This window comes from Streptomyces boetiae (assembly GCF_031845405.1).
Lineage (GTDB): Bacteria > Actinomycetota > Actinomycetes > Streptomycetales > Streptomycetaceae > Streptomyces > Streptomyces boetiae.
Map to the genome: position 1 here is coordinate 85,717 of NZ_JAVREN010000010.1, position 22,393 is coordinate 108,109.

A 22,393-nucleotide genomic window follows, 5' to 3' on the forward strand; every position below is an offset into this window, starting at 1 on the left:
CATGCGGGTAGGTGGGTGGCACCGTGGCCGGGGCGGAGGCGCGTGGGCAGTGCCCCCGCCCCGGGGGGCGTTCAGGCGGCGCGGACCAGTTCGGTGCGCTCCAGCACCCCGGCCAGGGTGGCCAGGGTGGAGCGGTCGAGGGTGTCGAAGTCGCCGGTGACGGCCCGCAGGGCGTTGCGCTCGGGCCGGGTGGCGCCGCGTACGGTCTGCCCGTGGTGGGCGTGAGTGTTTACTGCCTGTACCACGCCGAAGGCGGTTCCGCGCCAGGGGGCCACCCGCGCGTCGTCCGTCCACAGGCTGGTCAGCGCCTCGCGCTTGCGCGCTGCCAGTGTCCGCCCTCGGCCCGGCTTGGCGGGCAGCTCGACGTGCGCGTCCAGGAAGCGCTGCCACTGCCGCTCGGAGACGTCCGTCCGGCACAGGCGCGTGACCTCCTGCGTGAAGGAGTCGGCGACGCGGTGGACCATGCCCAGCGCGTCGCGGGCGGCGGCCAGCTTCAGCTCCGACTTCCGCGAGTGCTTGACCCTCACGGTCCGGCCGGACTCGTTCAGCGCGGCGTTCATGGTGTTGTCGCAGACCACGTTCGTGACCACCGGCTTGTACGTGGTCGCCAGCGACCCGTCGAAAGAGGTGGTGGCCAGCAGGTGCGGCCGGAACGCCACCCCCTCCGGGGTGGTGATCGTCTCGGGGACCTCCACGGACACCCAGGCGACCGCGCCGCCCTTGAGCAGACCGGCCGAGCCGACCGCGAGGTCGTCGTCGAGCAGGTTGGCGACCTTGTTCAGCAGCCACTCGCCGTAGGGGTGCGGCTGGTAGCCCGGTCCGAAGTAGCCCAGGACGCGGCCGGTGTCGCTGCGGGAGAACGCCACCCGCTCCAGGTCGCGCTCCGGGCGGCCGGTCAGCGGGCTGGTCACGAACACCTCCCCGGGCACGGCCTCCCAGTCGAACAGGCGGCGCTGCACGTCCTGAACAGGGATCGCGCCGCGGTAGTGGTTGGACTCGGTGCCCTGCATACCACGGTGGTAATGCCAGGCAGTGCCACGCTTTTCCGTGAAGCCGATCAGGGTGTTCTTGTTCAGCCAGTCCAGGGTTTCACGGGACATGCCGAATGACTCCTCTCCATGCTTCCAGGGGATGATTCTCAGGAAGGGCCGCGCGGGAGCAGCAGCGGAACGGCCAACTGCCTTTCGCTTAAATACGGGGTGCCGAAGCACCCGATCGCCGACCGCGCGGTAGAAATCTTCTGCGCTTTTCCCGGGCACTCAGCCTGGCGAGCGCCGATAACTGAGGGGCAGGATTCAGGCAGGCTCAGGTGCGCGGTGCTTGTGCAGCGGGCGGTTGAGCAGCACGGCGTACTGCTCGGCGTAGTGCGCGGACAGTTCCCTGCGGTCTTTGCGGGCGCGGGCGCGGACGGCGCGGCGAGCCAGGGCCCGGGCGTTCTTGCGCTCGACGTGTCCCGCGCACCGGGCGCAGGCGTTCAACAGCCCGTCGTCCAGGCGCCCGACGGCATCCCGGCGTTCCCGGCCGGGATCGGGGAGAAGACCGGTCGGCACCTCGAAGACCCATGCCCGGTGGGGTGAGCCGCAGAAGTCGCACCGCGTGCGCAGGCGGTGCCGCTCGCGCAGGCGGGTGAGCCGGTCGATCATCCGGTCCAGGTCGCGGTAGGTGACCTCCAGCACCGCCCGGCTCTCCCACTCAGGGGCGTCCAGTCCGGCGGACTCCGACCAGAAGTGAACCGCGACGCCCAGGTCGCGTTCCTCGAACTCCAGGGTGTGCGCCACCGGTCCGGAGACCTGGGCCCAGAACTCCCGGTCCTCATCCCCCGGATAGTCCTCGTGCACGTAGGTGTCCGCTACCGTCATGGCCTCCTCCCCCCGAACGCCGGCGGCTGGCCCTGCGGCGGGTCGAGGAGGGCCGAGACGGCTTCGTCGCCGCGCAGCAGGGGCGAGTCGGTGGGGGTGGGGCCGAACACGTCCTCCACCACGCCGCGCGCCGACAGGTTCCCGGCTGGGGATGCGGGGAACGCGCCGCGCCGCCATTCCTGGTCCCACCCGCCGTCGCTGCCGATGGCGAAGGCGCCGGGGGCACGCTGGTGGCAGCGCAGCAGCACGGCGGCCACGGCCACGTCGTACGGCTTCCGGCTCGTTTTGCAGAAGTCCCGGACGAAGCGCTGCCGGGTGTACTCCCGGGCCAGGAAGGGGTCCTCGGCCGCTGTCGGCGGCCGGGGCAAGATGATCAGCGGCTCGTGCGCCTCATCTCCTGCCCCGTTGAGCGCGATGTGCCCGGGCTCGATAATCGGTCCTCCCTCGCCGTCGGGCCCGGCGATCCGGATCCCCCGGGCGGTGAGGTGGTCCACGATGAGCCAGGCATCGACCACCATGTCGGGCCAGGCATCGCCGAAGTCCTCCGTGAGCGGCGCGTAGCCGAAGTAGTGGGTGTATCCCATCTGTGCAACCTCATCTCGTGTCGTCGCGGTGACCGGCGCCGGGTCAGGACGATGGGAACTCCGACCGCGGCGCCGCGTGGTGCGCCCGGAAGCCCAAGAATGAGGCCGGGTGTGGCGGTTGGCCCGCGGCGGCCCGGTCACGTGCGGGGATCTTCCGGGCGGGTCTTGGTGCCGCCGAAGATGCGGACCTCCCACTCCTGGGATTCGTGGAGAATGACGACGGGAAGCTGTGTGAGGCCGTCGCGCTGGGCGCGGGCCAGGCGGTGCCAGCCGTCGATGATCAGCACGGCGCCGTCGAGTTCGCGGATTCTCACCGCGAGGAGGGGACGGCCGGTATCGACACGGGCAACGTGTTCCTCATCGATGCTGATCGCGCTCAGCCATCCGAAGAACGGCGCGGGATTCATCCGCCCCGGAGGAATTCCGGCAGCGATTTCCTTAGCCCGGGTCACATCCCAGCGGAATGCGAGGAACTGGAAGAACTCGCGTTCACCCATGCCTCCTCCGTTGCGGCGGGAGATTCGCGCGAAGCCCATGGGGCCCGGGCCCGGCCTGCCGGACGCGGCGCCGGGCGCGCGGGGTCACCGACTCTCCGGGGAGGACCCGGGGCGGCGGGCATCGTGGATCTGGACGAGCCGTTCCAGATCGTCGAGCGTGTTGTCCGCGCTGAAGAGGCTGCGGGCCGAGGCGTCATCCAGATCCAGGGCCCGGCGCGCAAAGTCTGCGATGTGGACCACCTCGTCCCTAGCGAACCCCAGGTCGCGTGCAGCGCGGTTGCAGACCAGGTACGGGTCGTGGTTGGGCCACGACCCGTCGCCGGAGGGCCGGTCGATCGAGGCAGCGGGGTGGGCGAGCTGCCCGCCGGCCAGCATGGCGGCGTGGTAGGCGAAGCAGCCTGCCCTGCCGCGGCGGTAGTCGATCTGGATCCAGGCGTCGGGATGAGCGCGGATGTGCCGCAGGGTGGCTCGCAGCAGTTCGGTATTGGCCATGAGGGATCGTTTCTCCTTCCATCGGCAATCAGAGCGGGGATCGGACGCCGCGGTCGCGGCGCCGCAGACCCGCACGCCCGCCCCGGGAGGGGGGAAGGAAGAGCGGGCGTGCGGGCGTGCCGCGCTGCGCGCAGCGGTAACCGCTCCCGGCCCGGACAGGGCCGGACCGGGAGCGGGTTGGGGGGCTCGTGGCGGCCACGCGGGGTGAACGACGCTTTCCGAGCGGGGCCTCCGGCCGGGCGCGGCGGTGACATGGGGCGGACGCGAACGGAACTCCGGCCGCGGAGTCTCAGGTGCCCGGGTCGTCCAGAAGGCGATGCAGCGTGGCGACCGTCGCCTCGCTGATGTACGGGCAGGCGAAGTGGCGCTCGCCGTGCGCGTCGTGCACGTCCCACCAGGCCGACGCGTTGTCCCCGAGAGGGCCGTCGTTGCGCACGGTCAGCACCACCGGGCTGCCCGGCTGGGAAACCTCGTAGACGACCGTGAACCGGTCCTGGGAGCGCAGGCGCGTGGCGAAGCCCGCCGCGTCCAGGGCCGCTCGGACATCGGTGTACGACTGCGGGGTGCAGACGAAGCAGGCGAAGCCGTCCCCCAGGCTGACGCCGGGGTACGTCCGCCCGCCGCACAGCTCGCACTTCGGGTGAGCACCCGGCCCGCCCCGGCGCGGCCCGGGCGGGGCGCCGTTCCCGGCACGGCCGGGGCGCTGGTCCAGGAGGCTGCGGACCTGGTCCTCGGTCGGGTAGGAATCGAAGGACGCGTCCTCGGTCAGAACGTCCCCGGTGGCGGCGTCGATGATGTCGTAGCTGACCCCGGCGGCATACCGCCAGGTGAGGCGTACGATCTCGATGCGGTGTCCGGCGATGTCCAGTTCACCGACGGTCTTCCACGAAACGATCTTGTCACCCATCGCCGGCCTCCCGGTGAGCGAGGCGGGCGCGTGCCTGGGGGCCGGTGTGGCGGCCCCGGTATGCCGCCCGGGCGGTTCCGGGCGCCGGGTGCAGGTGGAATGCGGCTGATCGTGGCTCGCGTGGCCGCCGGCGTCCTCGGCGAATCCGGCCAGGGCGTGGACGAGGTCGAGGGCTTCTTCGCCAAGAGCCGAGCGCAACTCGTCGAAACGGCTGGTGTTCTCGTCGGTCACCTCGCCGTCCGGGCCGCGGTAGCGGGCAGAGCCATTCTCGAATTGCCGCTCCAGCTTCCGCGCCCGGTCCAGGAGTTCCCGGCGCTGACGGTCCCGGTCCTGCTGGGGCCGCAGGTCGTTCCACGTATACCCGGGGTGCTCTCCCGGCGTGCCCTCGTACGAGAGGCTGGCGACGACGTAGGCGTCCAGCTCGTCACACGTGACGAGGTGCCAGGCCAGCGCAAGCGCCCACGCCTGCTTGGCGGTTGGGGCGCGCAGCACGTAGACGTAGGGCGCCTCCCCGTCGTGCCGTGCGGAGTCGGCCACCGCGACCGTATAGTCCTTCGGCTCGGGACTCGGCCGTTCCTCGGGTAGGTCGTAGAGCGGCCCGGCGAATCGCTCGGGCGTGAGGATCCCGGACTCGGGGACCGGGTGGTGCGATGTCATGGACTCCTTCCTTCCGTTCGGGGACAGGCCGGGCGAGCGCCGCCCGGCGGATACCTTCCGGCGCGGTCGGTGCTGCGGGCCAGGACAACCCCGCGGCACAGCAGACCCGCACGCCAGCCGCAGCTGGGCGAGGGAGGGGGCGCCAGCGGGCGGGCGTGCGGGCGTGCCGCGCAGCGACGGGAGACTCGCGCAACGGTGGGCAGCAGGACTCCCGGAGGATCGGTCCGCCCCGCCCGCCGTGGCGGGCGGGGCGGACCATGCCCGTCTCGTCAGGCGTCTGCGTATCGCTGGACGAGAACGGCCAGGTCCTCCAGGGTGTTCTCGGGATGGAAGAGCTCGGTGTCCTGGGCGGGGGTCAGGCCCAGGGCACGGGTGGCGAACTGCTCGATGTCGAGCTGTTCTTCGTCCCCGGTGAAGCCGAGTCCCCGCGCGGCGTCGTTGAGGGCGACGCCAACGTCGCAGTTCGCGCCCGTGAGGCCGTCGTGCGTAACTTCCGGATCCGGGCTGGTCAGTTCTGCTCCGGCCAGCCGCGCCGCGTGGAACGCGAAGCAGCCCTGGTCGCCGTAGCGGAACGACCGCTGGTCCCACTGCTCGGAATGTTCCTCGATGTGCTGCAAGGTGGCGCGCAGCAGGTCAGCGTTGGCCATACGAAGGTCCTCCTCCTCGTGGATGTGGGGTGGCCGCCGCCCGACGAGGGCGCGCGGCGCGCTCCGCGCCAGCGGCGCCGGGCGGGTCGGCCGGACGGGTCCGAGCCGGAGCTGCGCAGGCGCCGTGTCCGTCAGCCGTCACCGGGGCCGGGCTCGCCGCCCGGGCCGGGCGGGGGCATGGTGCGGGTGTCGCTGGCGCGGTCGTAAAGCTCGGGGTCGAACGCCACCCGGTAGCCAGCCGCGTCCAGCGCCACCAGCGCCCGGGTGGCGTGAGCGTTCTCTGCGGCCTCCCCGAGTCCGGGGGGAAGTTCGTACCAGCGGTAGAACGGCCCGGTGGTGCGCTCGACGAAGCCGCGCTGGGTCAGCAGGTCCACCAGCAGCGCGGAGAGGGGCTCCTGTCCGTCGCCGCCGTCCGCGATGACTGGGCCCTGCCAGCGCCGGTAGATTTCGACATCGCACGGCTGGCCGTCCCGGCTTTCGTGCATGACGTCTCCTCTCTCTCGCAACGGTGCCTTCGCGCCGGGCGCGGGCGGCGCGTCCCGGGCGGGCGGCCGGTGCCGGGGCGCGGCGCTCGGGTCAGGTGTCGCGTTCGGCGTCGTGGGTCTGGATCGCCGCGTCGATCTCGCGGTCGGGATCGCCGCCTTCCGCCGTGATCAGGTGCATTAGGTCGGCGACCATGTCGCGGATCAGGCTGTCGGGGTAGCGGCTTCGGTAGGCCGTCCACAGTGGAGCGACGCGCCGTGCGCGGTCGGCCACCGACAACCCGGCGTCCTGAGCGATGTCCTCCATAGCGGCCCCCTCCCCCCTTTCGTCCTGTGGTGCTTGCCTCGGCCCGTGCTCAGGCGGTGGGGTAGAGGACGACGGCAGCGCGGGCGCCTTCGGGCACGCCGCGGGGGAAGAGCCTGCGCAGCGAGGCGTCGTCGAGCAGTTCCTCGGGCATCGGGTACAGCGCCGTGCCCGGGCCGCTGTCCTGGTGGTACATGCCGTCTCCCAGGGCACGGGAGAGGGCCGATACCCGGTTGCCTTCCGGGTCGCTGGCCAGGGTGACGACGTGATCGCCCGGCCAGGTCCGCAGCAGGCGGATCAGCTCGGCCACGGTGAGCAGATCGCTCTTCGGTGCGGAAATGGGCATGACGGGACTCTCCGTTCGGGTCGGTGAGGTGCCCCCCGGCTCCGCCCCGGGGGGCGGGGTCGGCCGGCTGCGCCGTGTCCAGGGGGCAGGCGCACCACGTCCGTCCTCCTGGCGCCGAGCGGCGGGGCGGGTTTCAGGTGGTCAAGGCTCCGGCTGGTGCGCAGGCGTCGGCCGTCGTGCCGGGGCGGGCGCACCAGTGGTGGATGTCCGGGCCTTCCGGCGGGCGGAACGTCCAGCCCAACTCCGGCTCCTGGTCCAGGTGCCGGGCGGCGTCTCCGTCGGCGATGGCCGACAGTGCGGCTTCCACGGCCCCGGCCGCCTCGCACCACGCGCACGCCTCACCCGAGCCGTCGGGGCAGTCCCCGTTGCAGCGCTCGTAGAAGTCGCTTTGCAGGAAGCGCAGTTCGGTGCGCAGCGCGTCCAGGGCGCTGGCGAGGTCGCCGAAGCACTCCGGCACCGAGTCCGGCAGGTAGCCGGGGGTGTTGCTGCCCACGTGCAGGTGCACGGCTACTCCCCTTCCCCGGCGATGACCCCGTCGTCCAGCGGCCGGTCGGGGTTGTTGTTCGCGAAGTCCTGGGTGATGTCCGCGCCGTCCTCGGTCACCTGGACCGAGTAGCCGTAGGTGGACAGCACCCCGCACGCGGCGTCCTCCTCGCTGTGCCGGGCGATGTCGGCGCGCACGGCTTCGCGCAGCGCGTCGGCGGCGTCCTCGTAGGTGTCCGTGGCGGCGATCAGGTCGCCGTTCTCGCACCACACCCGGAACTCCCGCTCGGGCGCGCCGTCTTCCTCCTGCCGGGTCAGGGTGGTCTTCGACGCCAGATGGGTCAGCGTCTCCTCCAGCACCGTCGCCCCCGGCGGGCACATCAGCCCCGGGTCGGGCAGCGGGTCGGTGCTGTACCCGTAGGCGTAGTCGGTCTCGGGGCCGATCGCCACGCCCTCATCGTCGGTGACGTCCCGGCCGTAGATGATCTCTCCGTACCAGAGCGCGCCCTGCGGTTCGGCGTCCCAGGTGTTGCTGGTGTCGGTCATGTCCGCGACTCCCTTCCACGGTCACCGGACACGGGCGCGGGCCCGGGAAGCTGCTCCCGGGCCCGCGCGGTGGTGGTATCGGCCCGGCGCACCGTGCCCTGCTCGCGTGCGGTGTGGCGCGGCCTAGCGGCCGGCGACGATCCTCACGCTCATGCCCCGGTGGGCGTAGAAGTGCTTCACGTCGCCCGCGCTGGCCTCGGGCGTCAGGGGCAGCGGCAGCCACTCGCTGAGCTGTTCGCTCCACGCGTGCCACTGCCCGCCGAACCGGGCCACCTTCAGCTCTGACAGGTCCGTCATCTCTCCCTCGCCATTTGCGGATCGGCGCCGCCCCCGGGACGCGGACCCCGGGGGCGGCGGCAGGGCCGGGTGTCAGGGGAGGAACGGCGCGTCCGGGCCCATGACGGCCGCACCGATCGCCAGCTGGAGCTGGAGCGCGTCGTAGGCGCCCGGCGGGAGCGTCAGCGTCACGCTGCCGTCCGCGTTCTCGACGGCCGCAACGGCCGTCCGCTCCGGCGCCGCTGCCGACTCCGGCTTGGCCGGACCGGCCGCGCCGCCGCTGCGGCCGTCGAGCAGCCTGCACATGTCACACATCGTGCTCTCCCTCGCACTGGTCCATATGGTTCGGCCGTTCGCCGCTGAACAGCCGTGGGTACGCCCGGCCAGGCCGAGGCGCACGGCAGAGCCGTTCAGAGCCGCCGCGCCGCCCCGTGCCCCCAGCGCGGGGGAGCACGGAGGGAGGGGACCCCGCCCGGCCCCGGGGTGGGGAAACGGGGGCCGGGCGGGGCGACTTGGGGGCCGGTCACCGGCCGCTGTAAGCCAGGTCCGGGGCGTCCAGCAGGGACTGCGGCCCCTCGAAGAACAGCGGCTGCGGGCGCATCCGGTCCGCTTGCCGAAGCTCGCGGTGGATGCGCTCCAGCACGTCGCCGCCGTCCCCGGCCGGGGCGGGCGGCTGCGGCTGCGGCTGCGGCCACTCAACCGGCGCCGACTCCGCCCCGCATCCGGCGTGCAAGCACAGCTCAGGCATGTACGCCGGGTAGTCGAGGCTGCCGACGTTCCGGTAGGCCGTGGCCGGGTAGTTCTGCCGGAAGCCGGGCTCTCCCCGGTATGTCTCCAGCACGGTGCGGACCGTGGCGTCCGGCGCGACGGCGAACACCTGCCGCAGCACGTCCCGGTGGGCGTGCCAGCAGGCATAGGGGCCGTGGCGCCCCGACGCGGCCGTTCGCGCGCCAAGGCCCCGGGAGTCCGTGACGCGCAGGCGGGCGGTAATCGAGCTGCGGCCCGACCAACGTGCGTCACGGTTGACGGCGACGTTGCCCGCGTATTCCGATCGCGAGATGTCATCCACGATGTCGTAGAAAGTACTGAGGGAAACTCCGCGAATGTTCATGGTCCTCCCTCCGGCGCGAAGTCCTCCATTCCCCCGCCGCCCCTGTGGGCGCTGCTGACCTGTGCCAGCGTTGTGCTGGCCTCACTTAAATACGGCGGCGGGAAGCGCCCGATCGCCGAACGCGCCCGAAGTTTTCCCGGATTCCATCCGGAACCCTTCCGCCGCGCCACACAGGAGCGCGGCGCCCGCGATTGCGGGGGAGCGCCGGTTCCTCGAAGGGCGCCGCATCGCGCGGGAAAAGCCGAACATGGCGCTACTGACACGCCATTCGGTGAATCCGGCACGCATCAGCCGCACGCCCGCTCAAGCACGGCACCACGCCGAACTAGGCTCATGCTGCGCTGCCCAGGTCTCCGCGTGTCGCGCCCAAGTGGCGTCCGCACCTGAATACGGGACGGCACTGCGCCCGATCGCCGAGCGCGGGGAACGAATCTGCAAGATTCTTCCCGCGCGCCCAACGGCGGACGCCATACCTACGGGCCGTCAATTACCCTGCCCGCGATGGGGCAGGGCAGGCGCGGCGTGTCAGCCGGTAATGACCGGCGCGGCGCGCCGCGTTGGCGGGCCGTAGGATGCCCTCACCTGAATACGGCGGCCGGAAGCGCCCGATCGCCGAGCGCTTCCGGAGTTCTTTCAAGATTCTTTCCGGCGCACGCTGGCACGCCGTCCGGACAACCGTCCGGGCGGAATCCCTGCGCACGCGGGAAAACACCCGGGGGGACTCCCCCAGGCGTTCATACGGGCGCCGGTAGGTCCGGGTGCCCGTGAGCGTCTGTAAGGCGTTCTCACCTCAAATACGGCGGTCGGAAGGGCCCGATCGCCGACGCTGGCCCGGTTGCTTTTCGGCCCGGTTTCCGGGCAGGGGTGTAGCCCGGGTGCCGAACTGGGGCACCCGGGCTGTCCCTTGCGGCACGGCGCGTTCTACCGGCGGCGCGTGGACTCGTAAATCATGTCTTCCCGGACGGAGTCCAGGGCGGCGCGCAGGGTCTGCCACTCCTCCCGGGCGCGCTCGCGGGTGCGCTTGAGGTTGTAGCTGGAGTGACGTACTCCGCCGTAGAGTTCCTGCGCGGCGCCACTCATCACCCCTGCCCGGCCGAGGTCATCGGCGTTGCCCGCGAGGCGCAGCATGACCCCCAGCGTGGGGAACTCGGCACCGTCCCGCCAAGCGGCGCGGAAGATCGCGTCACTCTGGCCGGACAGGTAGGGAATCACGGCCAGCACGGTCAGGGTGTCGGCGTGGGGGACCCCGCGCATGATCTGCGCTCCGGGAATGGTGTCGATCTCTTCCGGCGCCACGTCCAGCCGGTAGCCGTTGCGGGCGGCGGCGTCGCGGACGGCCCAGCGGTGCAGGGTGGACCGGGTGATGATCATGGTCGTTTCGTCCCTGCGGACATACTGCCACGCGGACACTTCCCGGGTGTCCACCCACAGGGCGGCAGGCTCGCACGTGGCGATGATCTTGGCCAGACGCTTGGTGAAGATCAGCACCGAGTCCTGGGTCACGTCCGCGCTCACGTCGTCCGTGCCGTACAGCGCGCGCCCACCCGGCGCCGCCGTTGCGCTGCCGTCCATCCGCTTGCGCGAACGGGTCGAGTCCACCACCCGGCAGTATCGCTGCGCCAGGTCCTGAAGGGTGCGGAAGTCGTCCTCAGTGACCCGCGCCATGTCTTCCGGGCTGATTCCGTCCCAGTTTTCAGCGGCTTCCCTGCGCGCCGTTGCGGAAATCTGCTCCGCCATGCTACCGACTCCGATCATTCGCGGCGCCGCCCTTTGCGTTACGCCTCGATACCTCTATTTCTACCGCATTCAGCCGCACGGAAACGCCCTTGACGCAATAACTCCAAGATTCTTTAGCGGTCGGCGGGGCAATGAGAGGGTGGGCGCAGCAGGCGGAGCAAGGAGAACCGAGGAAAGCCGAGAGAAGCAGGGGAAGCGAAGGGACAGCCAGCCGGCCAATCAGTACCCAAAAACAATAGGGGGAATTGAAATGCCGATGGCGCAGACAATAAAAAGGATGCACTTACCCTCACTTGCTGCACAGCCCCGCGCCGACACTATTTTTCACACCCGTGGGGGTAGTGAGTCGGATGCCGCATCGGAACAGGACAAATAGCGCCCGACCTGCGACAATACGGCACGAGGGGGGTTCCTGCCTGAGAGGCCCCCCGATCGGCCCGCAGATCGGCCCGCAGATCGGAACCCCGATAGGCCAGCAAAGAAACGCCGATCACAGCCCCTTTCCCAGACTGCCAGACGTGTCGGCGTGATGCGCCTTATACAGCCGCTCCCGACCTAGCGCGGATGGCATACCTGCACTCACAGGGAAGGATAATGGCAACGAATTAAGCACTGCGCTGCGGAACAGGGCGGCAGCGTTTCCCCCGACTTCCAACTAACACAATACCCGCAATACCGGACTGCGGAAACCGCCGGGACCGGCCGCCTTATCGCGGGCGCTCACCGGGGCGGCGGGTGGCTGGCCTCCGGGCCGTGTCGAAGAATCTGATAGTTTCAGCCGAGGGCTCTTCATCTATCTCCGCCAGGGCAGTGGTGAGGAGTGCCAGCGTCCGCGGCACTCCGTCCGGTTGCCCGAGACGAACCTGGAGCCTGGCTATTTCACAGTAGATGGTCTCGTTGTGAGGGTCCAGCCGACGGGAGATTTCCAGGAAATGCAGGGCCTTTTCCGGGGCGGAGGAACGCAGAGACCGTACAAGCAGGCTGTGGGCGTTCAGGACGTCGCGCCGCAGAGCCTCCCGCGGTGCGTCGAGCCAGTCGCCGGCCAGGTCGGCCGCCAGCTCGCCCTGGTACAGCTCGTCGATCCGGTGCAGCGCCCTCTCCTGCTGCTCGGCCGGGCGGGAGGCGAAGTCGGCAAGTTCGGCCTGGAGTTGCCACAAGTCCACCGACAAGCGTCCGGCGTCCAGGCGGTAGTGGCCTTCATGGTGGAGGACGAGGTGTTCAAGCGCGGGCGCTTCGGCGGCCAGTGTCTTGCGCAGCTGGCTGGCGGTGGCGTGGAAGGCGTTGTGCGGGCGGCGGGCCTCGGGCCACAGTGCGGCGCACAGGACGTCACGGTGCGTTCCTGCGCGGTGGAGAGCCAGGAAGGCGAACAGGTCGCGGTGGCGCGGGGCGAGGGAGATCTCGGGGTCGGTAGCGTCGAGTGGCTGCAGGGCGAGACGGAGCCGGCCCAGGACGACGAGGCGTGCCGCTTCCCCGGCCTCCTGCGGCTGGCTGGCTTCGCCCTCTGGCGGTTGATGGGCGGCTTCGGACGGCGGTTTGGCGAGGTGTGTCGTGCTGCCCTTCGCGGGCCCGGCGGTGCCGCTCACCCTCCGGTGCCGCTCTTCTGCCCGCTCAGCGGTGCCGACGGGGCTGCGGCGGGGCGCTGGCCGGGCAGCCGCTTCTTCCCTCAACAGGCCTACGAGCTCATCGGCTTCGTCTGCCGGCAGGGTGAACAGCCTCACGCCAGGCGCCACGGGGGCCGAGGGACTGGTGGCGGCGATGGTGCCGTCCTGGCGGACGCGGAGGGTGGTGCCGGGGTGCCACGGCCCCAGCAGCAGACCGCTCAGGCCGAGGGACGAGCCGTTGTCGAGGATGGCCTGCAGGCGGCGGTCTGAGTGCGGCTGGGACGTGGCGACGAGACCGAGTTCATCCGCCGGATCAGCGCTGACGGCGCCACGGCTTCGGGTGAGGAGTTCGCGCTCCATCACCTCCAGGGCCTCGTCCAGGTCGCCGGTGACGCGCAGCCGCAGCGCATGGGGAACCGCCGCAATTTCGGGTCCCAGGAGCAGTGCCGCGTCGGGGGCGGGGATGAGGAGCCGCGTCTGGCGGGAACCGGGGCGGTGGTGGTCGGCCAGCATGGCCACCAGCAGGGCGCGCGCTGCATCATGCGCTCCGGGCCCGGTCAGGCCGAGGCCGCGGGTGCGTGCAAGGTCGAGCGCGATGGCGCGGCCGTCCGCGATCCCTACGGCGGGGCGGTCCTCGACGGCTTGCGCCTGGGCGAGTTGGCGGGCGCGGTCGCGCAGAGCGGCCTCGGGAACGGGCACCGCCCGCGGTGTCGCCGGTTCCAGCTCGACGAGGCCGCCGTCTGGTGCGGGTGGGTGGGCGCGGTCATGGGCGAGGCGGAGGGTGCGCACGACCGGGGCCATGGACAGTTCCTCACGCTGCCCGTGGCCGGGGCGGTAGTGGATGCGGCGGCGCAGCAGGAGAGTTGCCCAGGCGGCGGTGATCAGGGCGGCGAGGCCGAGGCCGACGAACGCCCCCGTCGGCGTCACGACCCCTTGGTCGCCGTCGGGTTCGCCGACGTCGGGGGCCGGGGTCGCCGGTTGCTGCTCGGGCGCCGGCGTGGAGTCCTGGGGTACGGAGGGGGTGGGTGTCGGTGGTTCGGGGGCCGGGGTGGTCTCCTGCGGCGGTTCGGGCGGGCTGGGGGACGGAGCCGGCCCGGCTGGGGGATCTGCCTGTTCGTCGCCGTGGTCCTCGCCCGGCCTTTCGCCGGGTGGGGAGGGGGCGGATTCGGGAAGGTGGAGGATCCAGCCGGGCCGGATGAGGCCGGGATGCGTCAGGGCGCGGCCGTCGGCCTGGCTGACGCCTTCGTTGAGGCGGAAGATCTCGGGCCACCGGTTGCCGTCGCCGAGGGCGCGGTCGGCGATGCGCCACAGGCTGTCGTACACGCCGTCGCTCGGTAGGCGGACGGTGACCGTGCCGGGCGCGTCCGTCACCTCCGGTGGGTCGTTCTGCGGCGCGGTGACGAGCAGGGTGTGCGGGGGGAGGGGCGCGAAGTCGGCCGGGGCGGTGTGCCGTTGGTTGTTCTCGGCGGTGGTGTCGGGCAGGTGGAGGAGGACGGCGGGTGCGGGTGCTGCTGGTGGGCTGGTGCGGGAGGTGAGGGGGCCGAGGGTGAGCATGCCGATGAGGGCGGCGGCCAGGGCGTGGGTTGGGGACCGGGAGGTGAGGTGGGGGCGGGGGAGGCCGGTGGCGGCGTCGCGGGCGGTGCGGGCGACGTCGAGGACGAACCACGCCCAGGTGGGCCACAGCACGCAGGCGAGAACGCGGAGGGTGTCGCGGGTGCTGAGCGGGGTGGAGAGGGTGGTGAGGAGTTCGTCGCCGCTGGGGATGCGGGTGGGCAGGGGCTGGCCGATGTAGTGGGCCAGGCCCCAGGGGATGCCGGCCAGCAGGACGGCCAGGACGAAGGCGGCGAGGACGGCACGCAGCAGCCGGACGGACAGCCACGCCAGCCGGACGCCGGCCCCGTGGTCGTGGGGCGGGCGGGCGCGGGGCGGCATCGGGCCGGGCATCGCGGGCTTCTCCCTCTTCTACGGTTGCGGGCCGGTGATGCCGGGCTGGGGCTGGGCGGCGCCGGAGGCGGTGACGGTGAGGGTGTCGACGCCGACCAGGTGCAGAAGCTGGGTGTCCTGGACGGCCGTCACGGTGACCGTGACCTCTTCCTCGGTCGCGCTGACCATCCCCTGGGTGCCAGCGCCGGTCAGGTAGGTGACGGCGAGGCGGCGGGCCTGGGCCGGGTCCAGGCGCAGGGTGCCGTCGGCGCGGTAGACGGCCAGGTCGATGGCCTGGGCGCCGGCGCGCGCGGCTTCTTGGGCTTCGCCGAGGGCACGGACGCGGGCGGCCAGGGCGAGCCCGCCGTCCAGCGCCAGGCCGGCCATGGCCATGAGGGTGACCATCAGCGGCACGACGAACGCGGTGATCTGCCCCCGGTCCGCCCACAGGCGCCGTCGGAGGGGAAGGATCGGCCGCCTCACGGGCGTTCGCCTCCCGTCGCGGCGGGCGTGAGGGTGGAGCCGCGGTAGAGATCGACGGGGGCGGTGAAGTTCGCGTCCAGGGTGGTGGTGCCGGGCAGCGGGATCATCGCCAGGTCCTGCAGGCCGACCGTGCAGGTGAGGGTGGCGGTCACGGTGGAGCCGGGCTCCAGGGTGCCGTCGAGCTGGACGGTGATGGTCTGGCAGGCGATGCCCGCCTCCGCCAGCGCGGCGTCCGCGGTGGCGCGGGCGGCGTCCGCCGCCTGGCCGGGGGTGCGGGCCTGGCTGGCGGCGCGGGCGGCCTGGTGCGCGGCGTCGTCCAGCCGCATGCGGGCATCCGATCCGCGTTCGGCGTAGACGACGACGTACAGGACCAGGATCAGCACGGGGAGGAGCAGCACCAGCTCCGCCGAGGCCGATCCGCGGTCCCCGGACCGGCTGCGCCGCTGGGTCCGGGGGGCGCGCTCGCGGCGGGTGGCCGCCCTGGGGCCCCTCACGGCGCGGCCCCGGTTTCGGTGGGGGGCTGGAACTCTTCGGTGGGGCCGGCGGCTTGGGCGTGCACGGGCAGGTGCAGCCACGGCAGGACGGGCAGCGCGCTCCCGTCGACCCGCACTTCGGTGCGCTCGCCGTCGCGGTCGGCGGTGATGGTGACGTTCCGCAGCGGGCCGCCGAGCTGGCCCAGGACGGTGCGGGCGTGGGTGCGGCCGTCGGTGGCGGTGGCGTCCTGGGCTCGGGCGGCTGAGAGTCCCTGGGAGGCGGCGGCCTGGGCGGTGTGGACGGCCTGCGCCCACACCGCGACGTGCGCGATGAGCAGGATCACCGTCATCAGCAGGGGGAAGACGACCACGGTCTCGGCGATGGCGGCTGCGCCCCGGTCCTCGCGCAGGATCTGCCGCCACCGGCCGCGGTTTCGCCAGCCGGGTTCGGGTTGCCGGTGGGTGGGCATGGCGGCGGCTGTCAGGGGCGGGGCGGGTTGGTGAAGTTGATGTTCTCGGCCGCGGCGACGATGTCGTCACCGAAGACGAAGCCGACGCCGGCGGCGACGCCGGTCAGCAGGCCGGTGAGGATGGTGGCCTCGGCGCTGTAGCCGCGGTCGTCGGCGGTGAGGCGGGCCAGGAGGAGGACCAGGCGCGCCCGGAGCCGCAGTAGCTGCTTCTTCATGGGGAGTTGCTCCTTGAATCGGGGGTGGTTGGTCGGGTCATAGGGATGCGGTGACGTGGGACATGGCGGCGTAGACGATGAACAGCACGAACGCCATCGCCATCAGCGAGGTGGGGAACGCGGTGCGTTCGTTGGCGGCGGTGGCGGCGGCTTCGGCCTCGGTGGTCGCCCGCGCGCGGAGGGCCGCGGCTTTGGCCGCGAGGGAGGCGCGCACCTTGGCGCCTTCAGTGCCGGCCAGCGTCAGGGCCGCGGCCAGGTCGGTCAGTTCCGGCACGGCGAGTTCGTCGCCGAGGCGGCCGAGGGTCTCCCAGGGGGAGGTGCGGGTGGCCTCGGCCGTGCGCAAGGCGCGGCGCAGCTGGGCGAAGGCCCAGCCGTCGCCGATGTGCGCGGCGTCGTGGAGGGCGCCGGTGACGCCGGAGCCTCCCGCGAGGAGGACGTGGACGAGGTCGAGGTAGCCGCCCAGGGCGTGGCGGAACGCCGCGCGCGCCCGGGCTGCTTCGCCGCGCACCGAGACCTCGGGCAGCAAAAATCCGCCTGCGGCCAGGGCCAGGGAGCCGCCGGCGGGCATCACCCAGCCGGGCGTGCCGCCGCCCAGGGCCGCCAGCGCGGCGAGGGCGGTGGGCAGCAGCAGCCCGGCCAGCGCGAGCGCGGCCTGGTCGGCCAGGTGGCGCTCGACGGTTCGGCCGAGCGCCGTCAGGTCGCGGGTCAGGCCGGGCCGCGGGAGACCTGCGGCGCGCAGCAGCGGGACCAGCGGGCGGCCCAGGCGGGCCGCCCATCCCCCGCCCGGGGCCTCCGGGCTGGCTTCGGCGGGCAGGAGCGCAGGGCGGCGCGGCCCGGCGTCCGCACGGACCGTGTCGATGAGGGGCGCCAGGGCGGGCCGGGGCGGCCACAGCCAGACCGTCAGCGCCCACGCCCCCAGGCCGACGCCGGCCGACAGGACGACGATCAGCGTCACCTCTCCTCGCCTCCCTTGATCGTGGACGGGGTGAGGAAGCGGGCGGGCTGCTCGATGCGGGTCAGCCGGGCCAGCCAGACCAGGGCAACGGCGATGATGGCGGCGATGACCAGCAGCATCACCTGCCCGCCGGGCGAGTCGTACGGGGTGAGGAAGGCGCGGTTGAACAACACCATGCCGCCCACGAAGACGGCGGTCGTTCCCGCGACGATGCGGACGGTGGTGCGCACCCTCGCCTGGGCGGCGGCGACCCGGCGGCGCATCTCCACCTGCGAGCGGGCCGTCTCGGCCAGCGCGGCCAGGCGCGGGGCGAGCTGGCGGGCCTGATGCTGGGCGGAGAGGATTAGCACGCTGATCACCAGGTCCGCCGTCGCGTCCGCCAGGGCTTCGGCTAGACGCCGCAGCGCGGGCGCCAGCTCTTCTCCCTCGGCGATGGCTTCGGCCAGCGCCTGAACGTGCGGCCGGATCGCGTCCGGCGCGGTGCCGGCGGTGGCGGTGATGGTCTGTTCCAGACCGGCTCCGGCGGCGAGGGTGCCTTGCAGCATCTCCGCCCATCCGGCGATCGCCTCGATCAGCTCTGTCTCCCGCTGCCCTCCCCCGCCGCTGGTCAGGCGTGGTGCGAACCAGACCGCGGCGGCGGCCAGGGGTCCGGCCACCGGCCAGCGGGTCAGCACCAGCGCCGCCAGGCCGGCGGCCGTAGCGGCCAGCGCCCACCGGCCGGCGTGCGCCCGCCGCGCGCCGGATCGCGCCAGACGGCGGCGCGATGACCCTTCGCCTTCCCCCGCGCCGGGGCGGCGCCAGCCGGCCACCACCAGCAGGACGCCCAGGCCCATACCGAAGCCGAGCAGGCCCAACAGGGCGGCGCTCACGCCCGGCGCCTTTCCATCAGCCCCGGGGAGAACCCGGCCGCGCGCAGCTCGTCCAGGGTCTCTGCCCTCATCGGGACACCGGTGACCGCGCGCCGGTCATGGCCGGGCCGGAAGATCTCGTTGGAGATGACCTGCCGTTCGTCCGCGCCGACGACTTCGCGGACGGAAGCGACGACCCGCTGGTGCTCCGCGCCGCGGGGCCGGTCCAGGTGCACGACGAAGTGGATCGCGCCGGCGATCAGGAGGTTGGTGGCTTCCATCGGCAGCCGCTCCGCGGACTGGGCGGCGTAGGCGGCGAGCTTGGTGAACGCCCCCGCACTGCTGCTGGCGTGGAGGGTGCCCAGGGAGCCGTCGTTGCCCTGGCTCATGGCGTTGCACATCGGCACGACCTCCGGCCCGCGGACCTCGCCGACGATGACGCGGTCCGGCGACATCCGCAGCGCCCACCGCACCAGCTCCCCCAGCTCGATGGCGCCCTCGCCCTCGGTGTTGGGCTCCCGGGCCTGGAGGGCGACGACATCCGGGTGCGCGCGGCGATCGGTATCCAGGCCGAGCTCGAAGGTGTCCTCGATCGTGATCAGCCGCTCCTGCGCGGGGATTTCGGCGGCCAGCGCCCGCAGCAGCGTGGTCTTGCCCATCCCCGTCCCGCCGGAGACGAGGATGTTCTTCCGCGCGCGGACCATCGCGGTCAGGAGGGATTCCAGCCGGTCATCAATCGTCCCCAGCTGCTTGAGCCGGGCGAGGGTGACGCGCGGGTGGCGGTGGCGGCGGATCGCCAGCGCCGGACGCCTGCTGACCGCCATCACGGCGAACGCCCGCTCCCCGCCCGGGAGTTCGAAGCTCACACCGGGAGTGGCACGGTCGAAGTGCCGCTCCTGCGCCCCGCCGCGGCCGGCGAGGTCACGCACCAGACGCACCAGGTCCTCGTCCGTGGCAGCCACCGGCGCCACCTGCTCACGCCGGCCATCGGCATAGCGCACGAAGACCCGGTCCGCGCCGTTGACGTTGATGTTCTCCACCTGCGGGTTGCGCAGCAGCGGCTCCAGCCCGCCCATCCCGAAGAACTCATCCAGCACCTGCGCGATGGCCGCGCTCTCATTCTCCTCGGACACAATGCGCCGGCCGCGGTTCAGAAGCGCACCGGCGTAGTCCTCGGCGGCCTCCCGCAGGATGGACTCGGCCTGCGCGCGGCGCTCCTCAGGTCCCGGCTGCGGGCGGCCCGCCTGCTCATCCGCCCGGATACGCTCCGAGAGCTGGGTGGCCAGCTCGTGCCGAAGGTAGCGGCGCAGGCCCTCGACCGCGTCCTCCAGGGACATCCAGCTGCCCACCAGCGTGGTCGTGTCGGGGATGCGCACCCCCGGCTGCTGCGGTGGCGGCGGCCCGGGTGCGGGGGCGCTGATGACGCCGTCCGGAGGCAGGACGCGAGGATCGCGGCGGGGCTGACCGGAATCGGCGGAATAGGCAGGTTGATTCATCGCAGGATCCGGTAGGTCGCAGGAACGGTGAACTCGCTGCTGTCGGTCACTGGCTCCCGTGGGGGCTCGGTGTCCTGGGTGCGGCGCCAGGGCGGCGGGGCGGTCAGCACGTCCCGCGCTGTGCGGGTGGCCAGCTCGGCGGCGGCCTGCCCCAGCCGGGAGCGGCCCGGCGCGGCGCGCGGGGCGGGACGGCCGGCGAACGCCCCCGCCCCCGCGGGGTCGTGCGGGAGGCGGGCAGCCACCTCCAGCCCGAGTTCGGCTGTGCCCAGTGCCTGGGTCACCTCCGCGGTGGGGTATCCCTCGCCCACCAGCACCAGCCGCGGGCGCGGCGACCACGCGGCGGCCGGGCGCACCATCACGGCCAGGTGGGCCAGGGCGTCGTCCTGCGCGCCGGCGACCAGCAGCATCACATCCGCCGCCCGCACGACCTCCAGCGCCGGGGAATCGGCCTCCACCCGGCCGCAGTCCGCGATGACCACCACGCCGGGGCGGGAGGCCGCCCGCCGCAGCAGCGGCCTGGCCGGGCCGTCGGTCAGCTCGGTCAGGGCGGCGCGGGCCTGCCCGGGCGCGGGCGGGCCGGCTACGACCGGAAGCCCACCGGGCAGGCGCTGGGTGTGCTGCCAGATCAGCCCCGGATCCTCCCCCGAGCGCCGGCCCGCAGCCGCCAGGGTCACCAGGCCCGGGGTCAGCTCCAGGCGGTAGCGGGCCACCAAATCGCCACCGGCGGGGTCAGCTTCCACGACGACCGGCTGCCCGCCCGCCGGCCAGCTGGCCGCCAGCGCCACCGCCGTCGTCGTCACCCCCGGCGAACCCTTCAGACTGCACAACGCCACCACGGTCACGACCCACCTCCGGCAACGATGACCAGCCGCAGTTCCCCGGCCGGCCAGCCGGCCATCGCCTGCGCCTGGTCGGCGTCCATCTGCAGCGTGGCGACCGCTTCGCCGCGCTCGTCCGCCCCCTCCACCGCCGTGACCACCGCCGTCCAGGACGGCGCCACCGGCGCCCCGGCCTCCGAGCCCTCGCCTTCGGCCGGGGCGGCGACGACCCGCACGGTGTTCCCGGGCTGCAGGCCTGGCGGGAACTGGCCCCGCGCCAGGGGGATCGCGCTCACCGCCTGCCCGGCCGGAGGGACCCGCGGCTCGCCCAGGACTTCGGAGGTCAGGACCGTGCCGGCCGGGAGGCTGTAGGCGGCCGTCCGGCCCTCCACCTCCTCCAGCGCCCCCGCGCCGATCACCTCCACCCCCGGATCGACGGCCATGCTCACCTCGCGCACATCCCCGGCCGAGATCTCTTGCCCGACCGTCACCGGCTCCGCCAGCACCAGCACCGCCTCCCGCTGCCCGAGTTGGGCCGCCACGAGCACGCCGCTCGCGGTGCAGCCGGCCACCAGCAGCACCCCGGCCAGCAGATGGGGCACCCGCCGGCGCCGCGCCACCCCCGCCAGCCGCGCCCCCTCGCCCCTCCCGCTGCCCCCGGCGGGAGGCGCCGAGCGGCGCGGTGCGGACATCGTCGAAGTCATCAGGGCGTTCACTTCCTCGAAGAGCGCTCGATCAGGGAGAAGGGCGGGTCACTGGGTCAGGGCCTGGCTCTCCAGGACCCGGAACGAGGTACTGCTCGACGTGGTCAGGCCCGGGAACTCCCCGGATTCACCCGCGCCGGACCACGTCACCGTCCAGGTCACCTCCGCGGACACCGGGTAGGAATCGCCGGGCTGGCCGGCCGAGGAGTCGGTGTAGGTGTGGCCGCAGTCAGGTGAGGACCGCCCCGGCGCCCCGCCCGCCTCGTAGGGGGTGCCGGGACTGGAGCAGACCACCTCGCTGCCATCCCCCATCGACCAGGTCACCGACCGCGGGGTCGCGACGGCCGTCACGCTCACCCCGGGCACCGAAGCCGTGGCCGAGATCTCCTCCCAGCTCCCCGGCTCCAGCCACAGCCACGTCGGCACCCTCACCAGCTGATCCCCCGCCGGACTCGCCGCGATCTCCGGGGCCGGCAGCCGCAGTTGCTCCCGCGCCTGCTCAGCCAGCTGGGCGGGCGAGGGACCCGCGGCCTCTTCCGCATCCTGCGCGTCCGGGATCCACACCGGCGGCCGGTACAGCGCATCCCGCACACCCTCCCCCGAGCAGCGGTAGACATACCAGGCGCCCTCCCCCTGCCCCGGCTCGTCCTCGTCCGTCTCTTCCTCGGCCGCGGGGGTCACCAGGTCGGCGAGCGCCGCCCGGGCAACCTCCCGGTGCGGCAAGGCCGGGGAGAAGGCCGTCGCCGTCGCCTCGGCCGGAGGCCGGAAATCCGGTGCCGGCTCGTAGGCGCAGTCAGCCAGGTTCAAGTCGTCGTTGGCGTACTCCGGCTCCTCCGCCTCACCACGGCCACCGCCGTCTTCAGGAGCAGGCGCCGGGGCGCCACCGCCTCCTCCCCCGGGCGCCGGGACCTGCGGCTGCCCCTCGCCGGCCCCGAGCTCGCAGCCCGGGCGAGGATTTTGCTCGCAGTCCACCGACCCCCAGCCGTCGTCGGCCACGGCCGGGGCGACAGCACCCGCCACCACGGCCGCCGCGCCGACCGTTCCCGCCGCCGCCCGGGCAAGGATGCGCCTCAGCACGACCCCAGCTCCTGTACCGCGAACCGGGTCACCCGCCACACCCCGTCGGACTGCACGCCGACTTCGGCCCTGATGGCCCGGCGCCCGCCCGGTTCGTCATCCACCGGCTCGCGGGTGTCCTCGAAGTACCGCAACCAGTCCGAAGAATCCCCGCAGTCCTCGATCAGCACGGTCGTCGGCTCCTCCGGAGGCTCCGCCGAGACGACCTGCGGATCGTTCACCGGCCGCCCGAGGGTGATCACCCCGTTGCGGGCATCCGCGTACAGGCTCCCCGAGATCGTGGTCAGGGCGTCCCCGGACGCGTAACGGGCCAGCTCGGGCGAGCGCCAGTCGGAGGTCTCTCCGGCCTCGGCCATCGCCCCCCACATCCCCACGTAGGCTTCCACCGCGGCCCCTTCGGCT

At 72.9% G+C, this 22,393-nt stretch carries 28 protein-coding genes; all 28 read right to left on the reverse strand.

The window, feature by feature from the left end; all coding sequences use genetic code 11:
• Positions 1-71 precede the first annotated feature (71 nt).
• The 28 genes from RM780_RS09765 to RM780_RS09900 all read right to left on the reverse strand — a co-directional run bounded on the left by RM780_RS09765 (position 72) and on the right by RM780_RS09900 (position 22,377).
• Positions 72-1,100, reverse strand: a complete 1,029-nt coding sequence (locus tag RM780_RS09765) for a DUF932 domain-containing protein (protein WP_311630190.1) — start codon at positions 1,098-1,100, stop codon at positions 72-74.
• A gap of 195 nt (positions 1,101-1,295) precedes the next feature.
• Positions 1,296-1,859: a hypothetical protein gene (locus RM780_RS09770; RefSeq protein ID WP_311630191.1), complete on the reverse strand. Its 564-nt coding sequence runs from the start codon at positions 1,857-1,859 to the stop codon at positions 1,296-1,298.
• Positions 1,856-2,443, reverse strand: coding sequence for a hypothetical protein (locus RM780_RS09775; RefSeq protein ID WP_311630192.1), 588 nt, complete (start codon positions 2,441-2,443; stop codon positions 1,856-1,858). The genes RM780_RS09770 and RM780_RS09775 overlap by 4 nt, the downstream gene beginning before the upstream one ends.
• Positions 2,444-2,580: 137 nt before the next feature.
• Complete coding sequence (locus RM780_RS09780) at positions 2,581-2,940, reverse strand: ParB N-terminal domain-containing protein (protein WP_311630193.1); 360 nt, start codon at positions 2,938-2,940, stop codon at positions 2,581-2,583.
• Positions 2,941-3,024: 84 nt separating this feature from the next.
• Positions 3,025-3,432 carry a hypothetical protein gene (locus tag RM780_RS09785; RefSeq protein ID WP_311630194.1) on the reverse strand — a complete coding sequence of 136 codons (408 nt, stop codon included), beginning with the start codon at positions 3,430-3,432 and terminating at the stop codon, positions 3,025-3,027.
• Between the two features lie 289 nt (positions 3,433-3,721).
• On the reverse strand, positions 3,722-4,996 hold the full coding sequence (locus RM780_RS09790) for a hypothetical protein (protein WP_311630195.1): 1,275 nt from the start codon (positions 4,994-4,996) through the stop codon (positions 3,722-3,724).
• Positions 4,997-5,265: 269 nt separating this feature from the next.
• Positions 5,266-5,643, reverse strand: coding sequence for a hypothetical protein (locus RM780_RS09795; RefSeq protein ID WP_311630196.1), 378 nt, complete (start codon positions 5,641-5,643; stop codon positions 5,266-5,268).
• Positions 5,644-5,774: 131 nt separating this feature from the next.
• Positions 5,775-6,128, reverse strand: a complete 354-nt coding sequence (locus tag RM780_RS09800; protein ID WP_311630197.1) for a hypothetical protein — start codon at positions 6,126-6,128, stop codon at positions 5,775-5,777.
• 91 nt (positions 6,129-6,219) lie between these two features.
• Positions 6,220-6,432 (reverse strand): hypothetical protein, encoded by a 213-nt coding sequence (locus RM780_RS09805; protein ID WP_311630198.1) that lies wholly within the window; start codon positions 6,430-6,432, stop codon positions 6,220-6,222.
• 49 nt (positions 6,433-6,481) lie between these two features.
• On the reverse strand, positions 6,482-6,775 hold the full coding sequence (locus tag RM780_RS09810; protein WP_311630199.1) for a hypothetical protein: 294 nt from the start codon (positions 6,773-6,775) through the stop codon (positions 6,482-6,484).
• A 133-nt stretch (positions 6,776-6,908) separates the two neighbouring features.
• The gene (locus RM780_RS09815) at positions 6,909-7,280 is read right to left on the reverse strand and encodes a hypothetical protein (RefSeq protein ID WP_311630200.1); all 372 of its coding nucleotides are present in this window, start codon (positions 7,278-7,280) and stop codon (positions 6,909-6,911) included.
• Between the two features lie 2 nt (positions 7,281-7,282).
• Complete coding sequence (locus RM780_RS09820) at positions 7,283-7,804, reverse strand: hypothetical protein (RefSeq protein ID WP_311630202.1); 522 nt, start codon at positions 7,802-7,804, stop codon at positions 7,283-7,285.
• A gap of 123 nt (positions 7,805-7,927) precedes the next feature.
• Positions 7,928-8,101, reverse strand: a complete 174-nt coding sequence (locus RM780_RS09825) for a hypothetical protein (protein WP_311630203.1) — start codon at positions 8,099-8,101, stop codon at positions 7,928-7,930.
• A 72-nt stretch (positions 8,102-8,173) separates the two neighbouring features.
• Positions 8,174-8,386, reverse strand: coding sequence for a hypothetical protein (locus tag RM780_RS09830; RefSeq protein ID WP_311630204.1), 213 nt, complete (start codon positions 8,384-8,386; stop codon positions 8,174-8,176).
• A gap of 217 nt (positions 8,387-8,603) precedes the next feature.
• Positions 8,604-9,191 carry a hypothetical protein gene (locus tag RM780_RS09835; RefSeq protein ID WP_311630205.1) on the reverse strand — a complete coding sequence of 196 codons (588 nt, stop codon included), beginning with the start codon at positions 9,189-9,191 and terminating at the stop codon, positions 8,604-8,606.
• Positions 9,192-10,112: 921 nt separating this feature from the next.
• Positions 10,113-10,928: a hypothetical protein gene (locus tag RM780_RS09840; RefSeq protein WP_311630206.1), complete on the reverse strand. Its 816-nt coding sequence runs from the start codon at positions 10,926-10,928 to the stop codon at positions 10,113-10,115.
• 707 nt (positions 10,929-11,635) lie between these two features.
• A complete protein-coding gene (locus RM780_RS09845) occupies positions 11,636-14,473 on the reverse strand; it encodes a hypothetical protein (RefSeq protein WP_311630207.1) in 2,838 nt (945 codons plus the stop codon).
• 18 nt (positions 14,474-14,491) lie between these two features.
• Positions 14,492-14,935, reverse strand: coding sequence for a pilus assembly protein TadG-related protein (locus RM780_RS09850; RefSeq protein ID WP_311630208.1), 444 nt, complete (start codon positions 14,933-14,935; stop codon positions 14,492-14,494).
• Entirely contained in the window at positions 14,932-15,429 is a 498-nt protein-coding gene (locus RM780_RS09855) for a TadE/TadG family type IV pilus assembly protein (protein ID WP_311630209.1), read from the reverse strand. Before RM780_RS09855 ends, RM780_RS09850 begins: the two co-directional genes overlap by 4 nt.
• Entirely contained in the window at positions 15,426-15,878 is a 453-nt protein-coding gene (locus RM780_RS09860; protein WP_311630210.1) for a TadE/TadG family type IV pilus assembly protein, read from the reverse strand. The genes RM780_RS09855 and RM780_RS09860 overlap by 4 nt, the downstream gene beginning before the upstream one ends.
• A gap of 11 nt (positions 15,879-15,889) precedes the next feature.
• The gene (locus RM780_RS09865) at positions 15,890-16,093 is read right to left on the reverse strand and encodes a hypothetical protein (RefSeq protein ID WP_311630211.1); all 204 of its coding nucleotides are present in this window, start codon (positions 16,091-16,093) and stop codon (positions 15,890-15,892) included.
• Between the two features lie 37 nt (positions 16,094-16,130).
• Complete coding sequence (locus tag RM780_RS09870; RefSeq protein WP_311630212.1) at positions 16,131-17,048, reverse strand: type II secretion system F family protein; 918 nt, start codon at positions 17,046-17,048, stop codon at positions 16,131-16,133.
• Positions 17,045-17,917 (reverse strand): type II secretion system F family protein, encoded by an 873-nt coding sequence (locus tag RM780_RS09875; RefSeq protein ID WP_311630213.1) that lies wholly within the window; start codon positions 17,915-17,917, stop codon positions 17,045-17,047. Before RM780_RS09875 ends, RM780_RS09870 begins: the two co-directional genes overlap by 4 nt.
• The gene (locus RM780_RS09880) at positions 17,914-19,272 is read right to left on the reverse strand and encodes a CpaF family protein (protein ID WP_311630214.1); all 1,359 of its coding nucleotides are present in this window, start codon (positions 19,270-19,272) and stop codon (positions 17,914-17,916) included. The genes RM780_RS09875 and RM780_RS09880 overlap by 4 nt, the downstream gene beginning before the upstream one ends.
• A 116-nt stretch (positions 19,273-19,388) precedes the next feature.
• On the reverse strand, positions 19,389-20,192 hold the full coding sequence (locus tag RM780_RS09885) for a MinD/ParA family ATP-binding protein (protein ID WP_311630215.1): 804 nt from the start codon (positions 20,190-20,192) through the stop codon (positions 19,389-19,391).
• Positions 20,193-20,230: 38 nt separating this feature from the next.
• Positions 20,231-20,914: an SAF domain-containing protein gene (locus tag RM780_RS09890; RefSeq protein WP_311630216.1), complete on the reverse strand. Its 684-nt coding sequence runs from the start codon at positions 20,912-20,914 to the stop codon at positions 20,231-20,233.
• Between the two features lie 48 nt (positions 20,915-20,962).
• Positions 20,963-21,991, reverse strand: coding sequence for a hypothetical protein (locus tag RM780_RS09895; RefSeq protein WP_311630217.1), 1,029 nt, complete (start codon positions 21,989-21,991; stop codon positions 20,963-20,965).
• Positions 21,985-22,377 (reverse strand): hypothetical protein, encoded by a 393-nt coding sequence (locus RM780_RS09900; protein WP_311630218.1) that lies wholly within the window; start codon positions 22,375-22,377, stop codon positions 21,985-21,987. Before RM780_RS09900 ends, RM780_RS09895 begins: the two co-directional genes overlap by 7 nt.
• Between the last annotated feature and the right edge of the window lie 16 nt (positions 22,378-22,393).

Coding starts and splice junctions, on each gene's coding strand:
- RM780_RS09765 (WP_311630190.1), bottom strand. CDS start 1,100: ATGTCCCGTGAAACCCTGGACTGGCTGAACAAGAACACCCTGATCGGC.
- RM780_RS09770 (WP_311630191.1), bottom strand. CDS start 1,859: ATGACGGTAGCGGACACCTACGTGCACGAGGACTATCCGGGGGATGAG.
- RM780_RS09775 (WP_311630192.1), bottom strand. CDS start 2,443: ATGGGATACACCCACTACTTCGGCTACGCGCCGCTCACGGAGGACTTC.
- RM780_RS09780 (WP_311630193.1), bottom strand. CDS start 2,940: ATGGGTGAACGCGAGTTCTTCCAGTTCCTCGCATTCCGCTGGGATGTG.
- RM780_RS09785 (WP_311630194.1), bottom strand. CDS start 3,432: ATGGCCAATACCGAACTGCTGCGAGCCACCCTGCGGCACATCCGCGCT.
- RM780_RS09790 (WP_311630195.1), bottom strand. CDS start 4,996: ATGACATCGCACCACCCGGTCCCCGAGTCCGGGATCCTCACGCCCGAG.
- RM780_RS09795 (WP_311630196.1), bottom strand. CDS start 5,643: ATGGCCAACGCTGACCTGCTGCGCGCCACCTTGCAGCACATCGAGGAA.
- RM780_RS09800 (WP_311630197.1), bottom strand. CDS start 6,128: ATGCACGAAAGCCGGGACGGCCAGCCGTGCGATGTCGAAATCTACCGG.
- RM780_RS09805 (WP_311630198.1), bottom strand. CDS start 6,432: ATGGAGGACATCGCTCAGGACGCCGGGTTGTCGGTGGCCGACCGCGCA.
- RM780_RS09810 (WP_311630199.1), bottom strand. CDS start 6,775: ATGCCCATTTCCGCACCGAAGAGCGATCTGCTCACCGTGGCCGAGCTG.
- RM780_RS09820 (WP_311630202.1), bottom strand. CDS start 7,804: ATGACCGACACCAGCAACACCTGGGACGCCGAACCGCAGGGCGCGCTC.
- RM780_RS09825 (WP_311630203.1), bottom strand. CDS start 8,101: ATGACGGACCTGTCAGAGCTGAAGGTGGCCCGGTTCGGCGGGCAGTGG.
- RM780_RS09830 (WP_311630204.1), bottom strand. CDS start 8,386: ATGTGCAGGCTGCTCGACGGCCGCAGCGGCGGCGCGGCCGGTCCGGCC.
- RM780_RS09835 (WP_311630205.1), bottom strand. CDS start 9,191: ATGAACATTCGCGGAGTTTCCCTCAGTACTTTCTACGACATCGTGGAT.
- RM780_RS09840 (WP_311630206.1), bottom strand. CDS start 10,928: ATGGCGGAGCAGATTTCCGCAACGGCGCGCAGGGAAGCCGCTGAAAAC.
- RM780_RS09845 (WP_311630207.1), bottom strand. CDS start 14,473: ATGCCCGGCCCGATGCCGCCCCGCGCCCGCCCGCCCCACGACCACGGG.
- RM780_RS09860 (WP_311630210.1), bottom strand. CDS start 15,878: ATGCCCACCCACCGGCAACCCGAACCCGGCTGGCGAAACCGCGGCCGG.
- RM780_RS09865 (WP_311630211.1), bottom strand. CDS start 16,093: ATGAAGAAGCAGCTACTGCGGCTCCGGGCGCGCCTGGTCCTCCTCCTG.
- RM780_RS09890 (WP_311630216.1), bottom strand. CDS start 20,914: ATGACTTCGACGATGTCCGCACCGCGCCGCTCGGCGCCTCCCGCCGGG.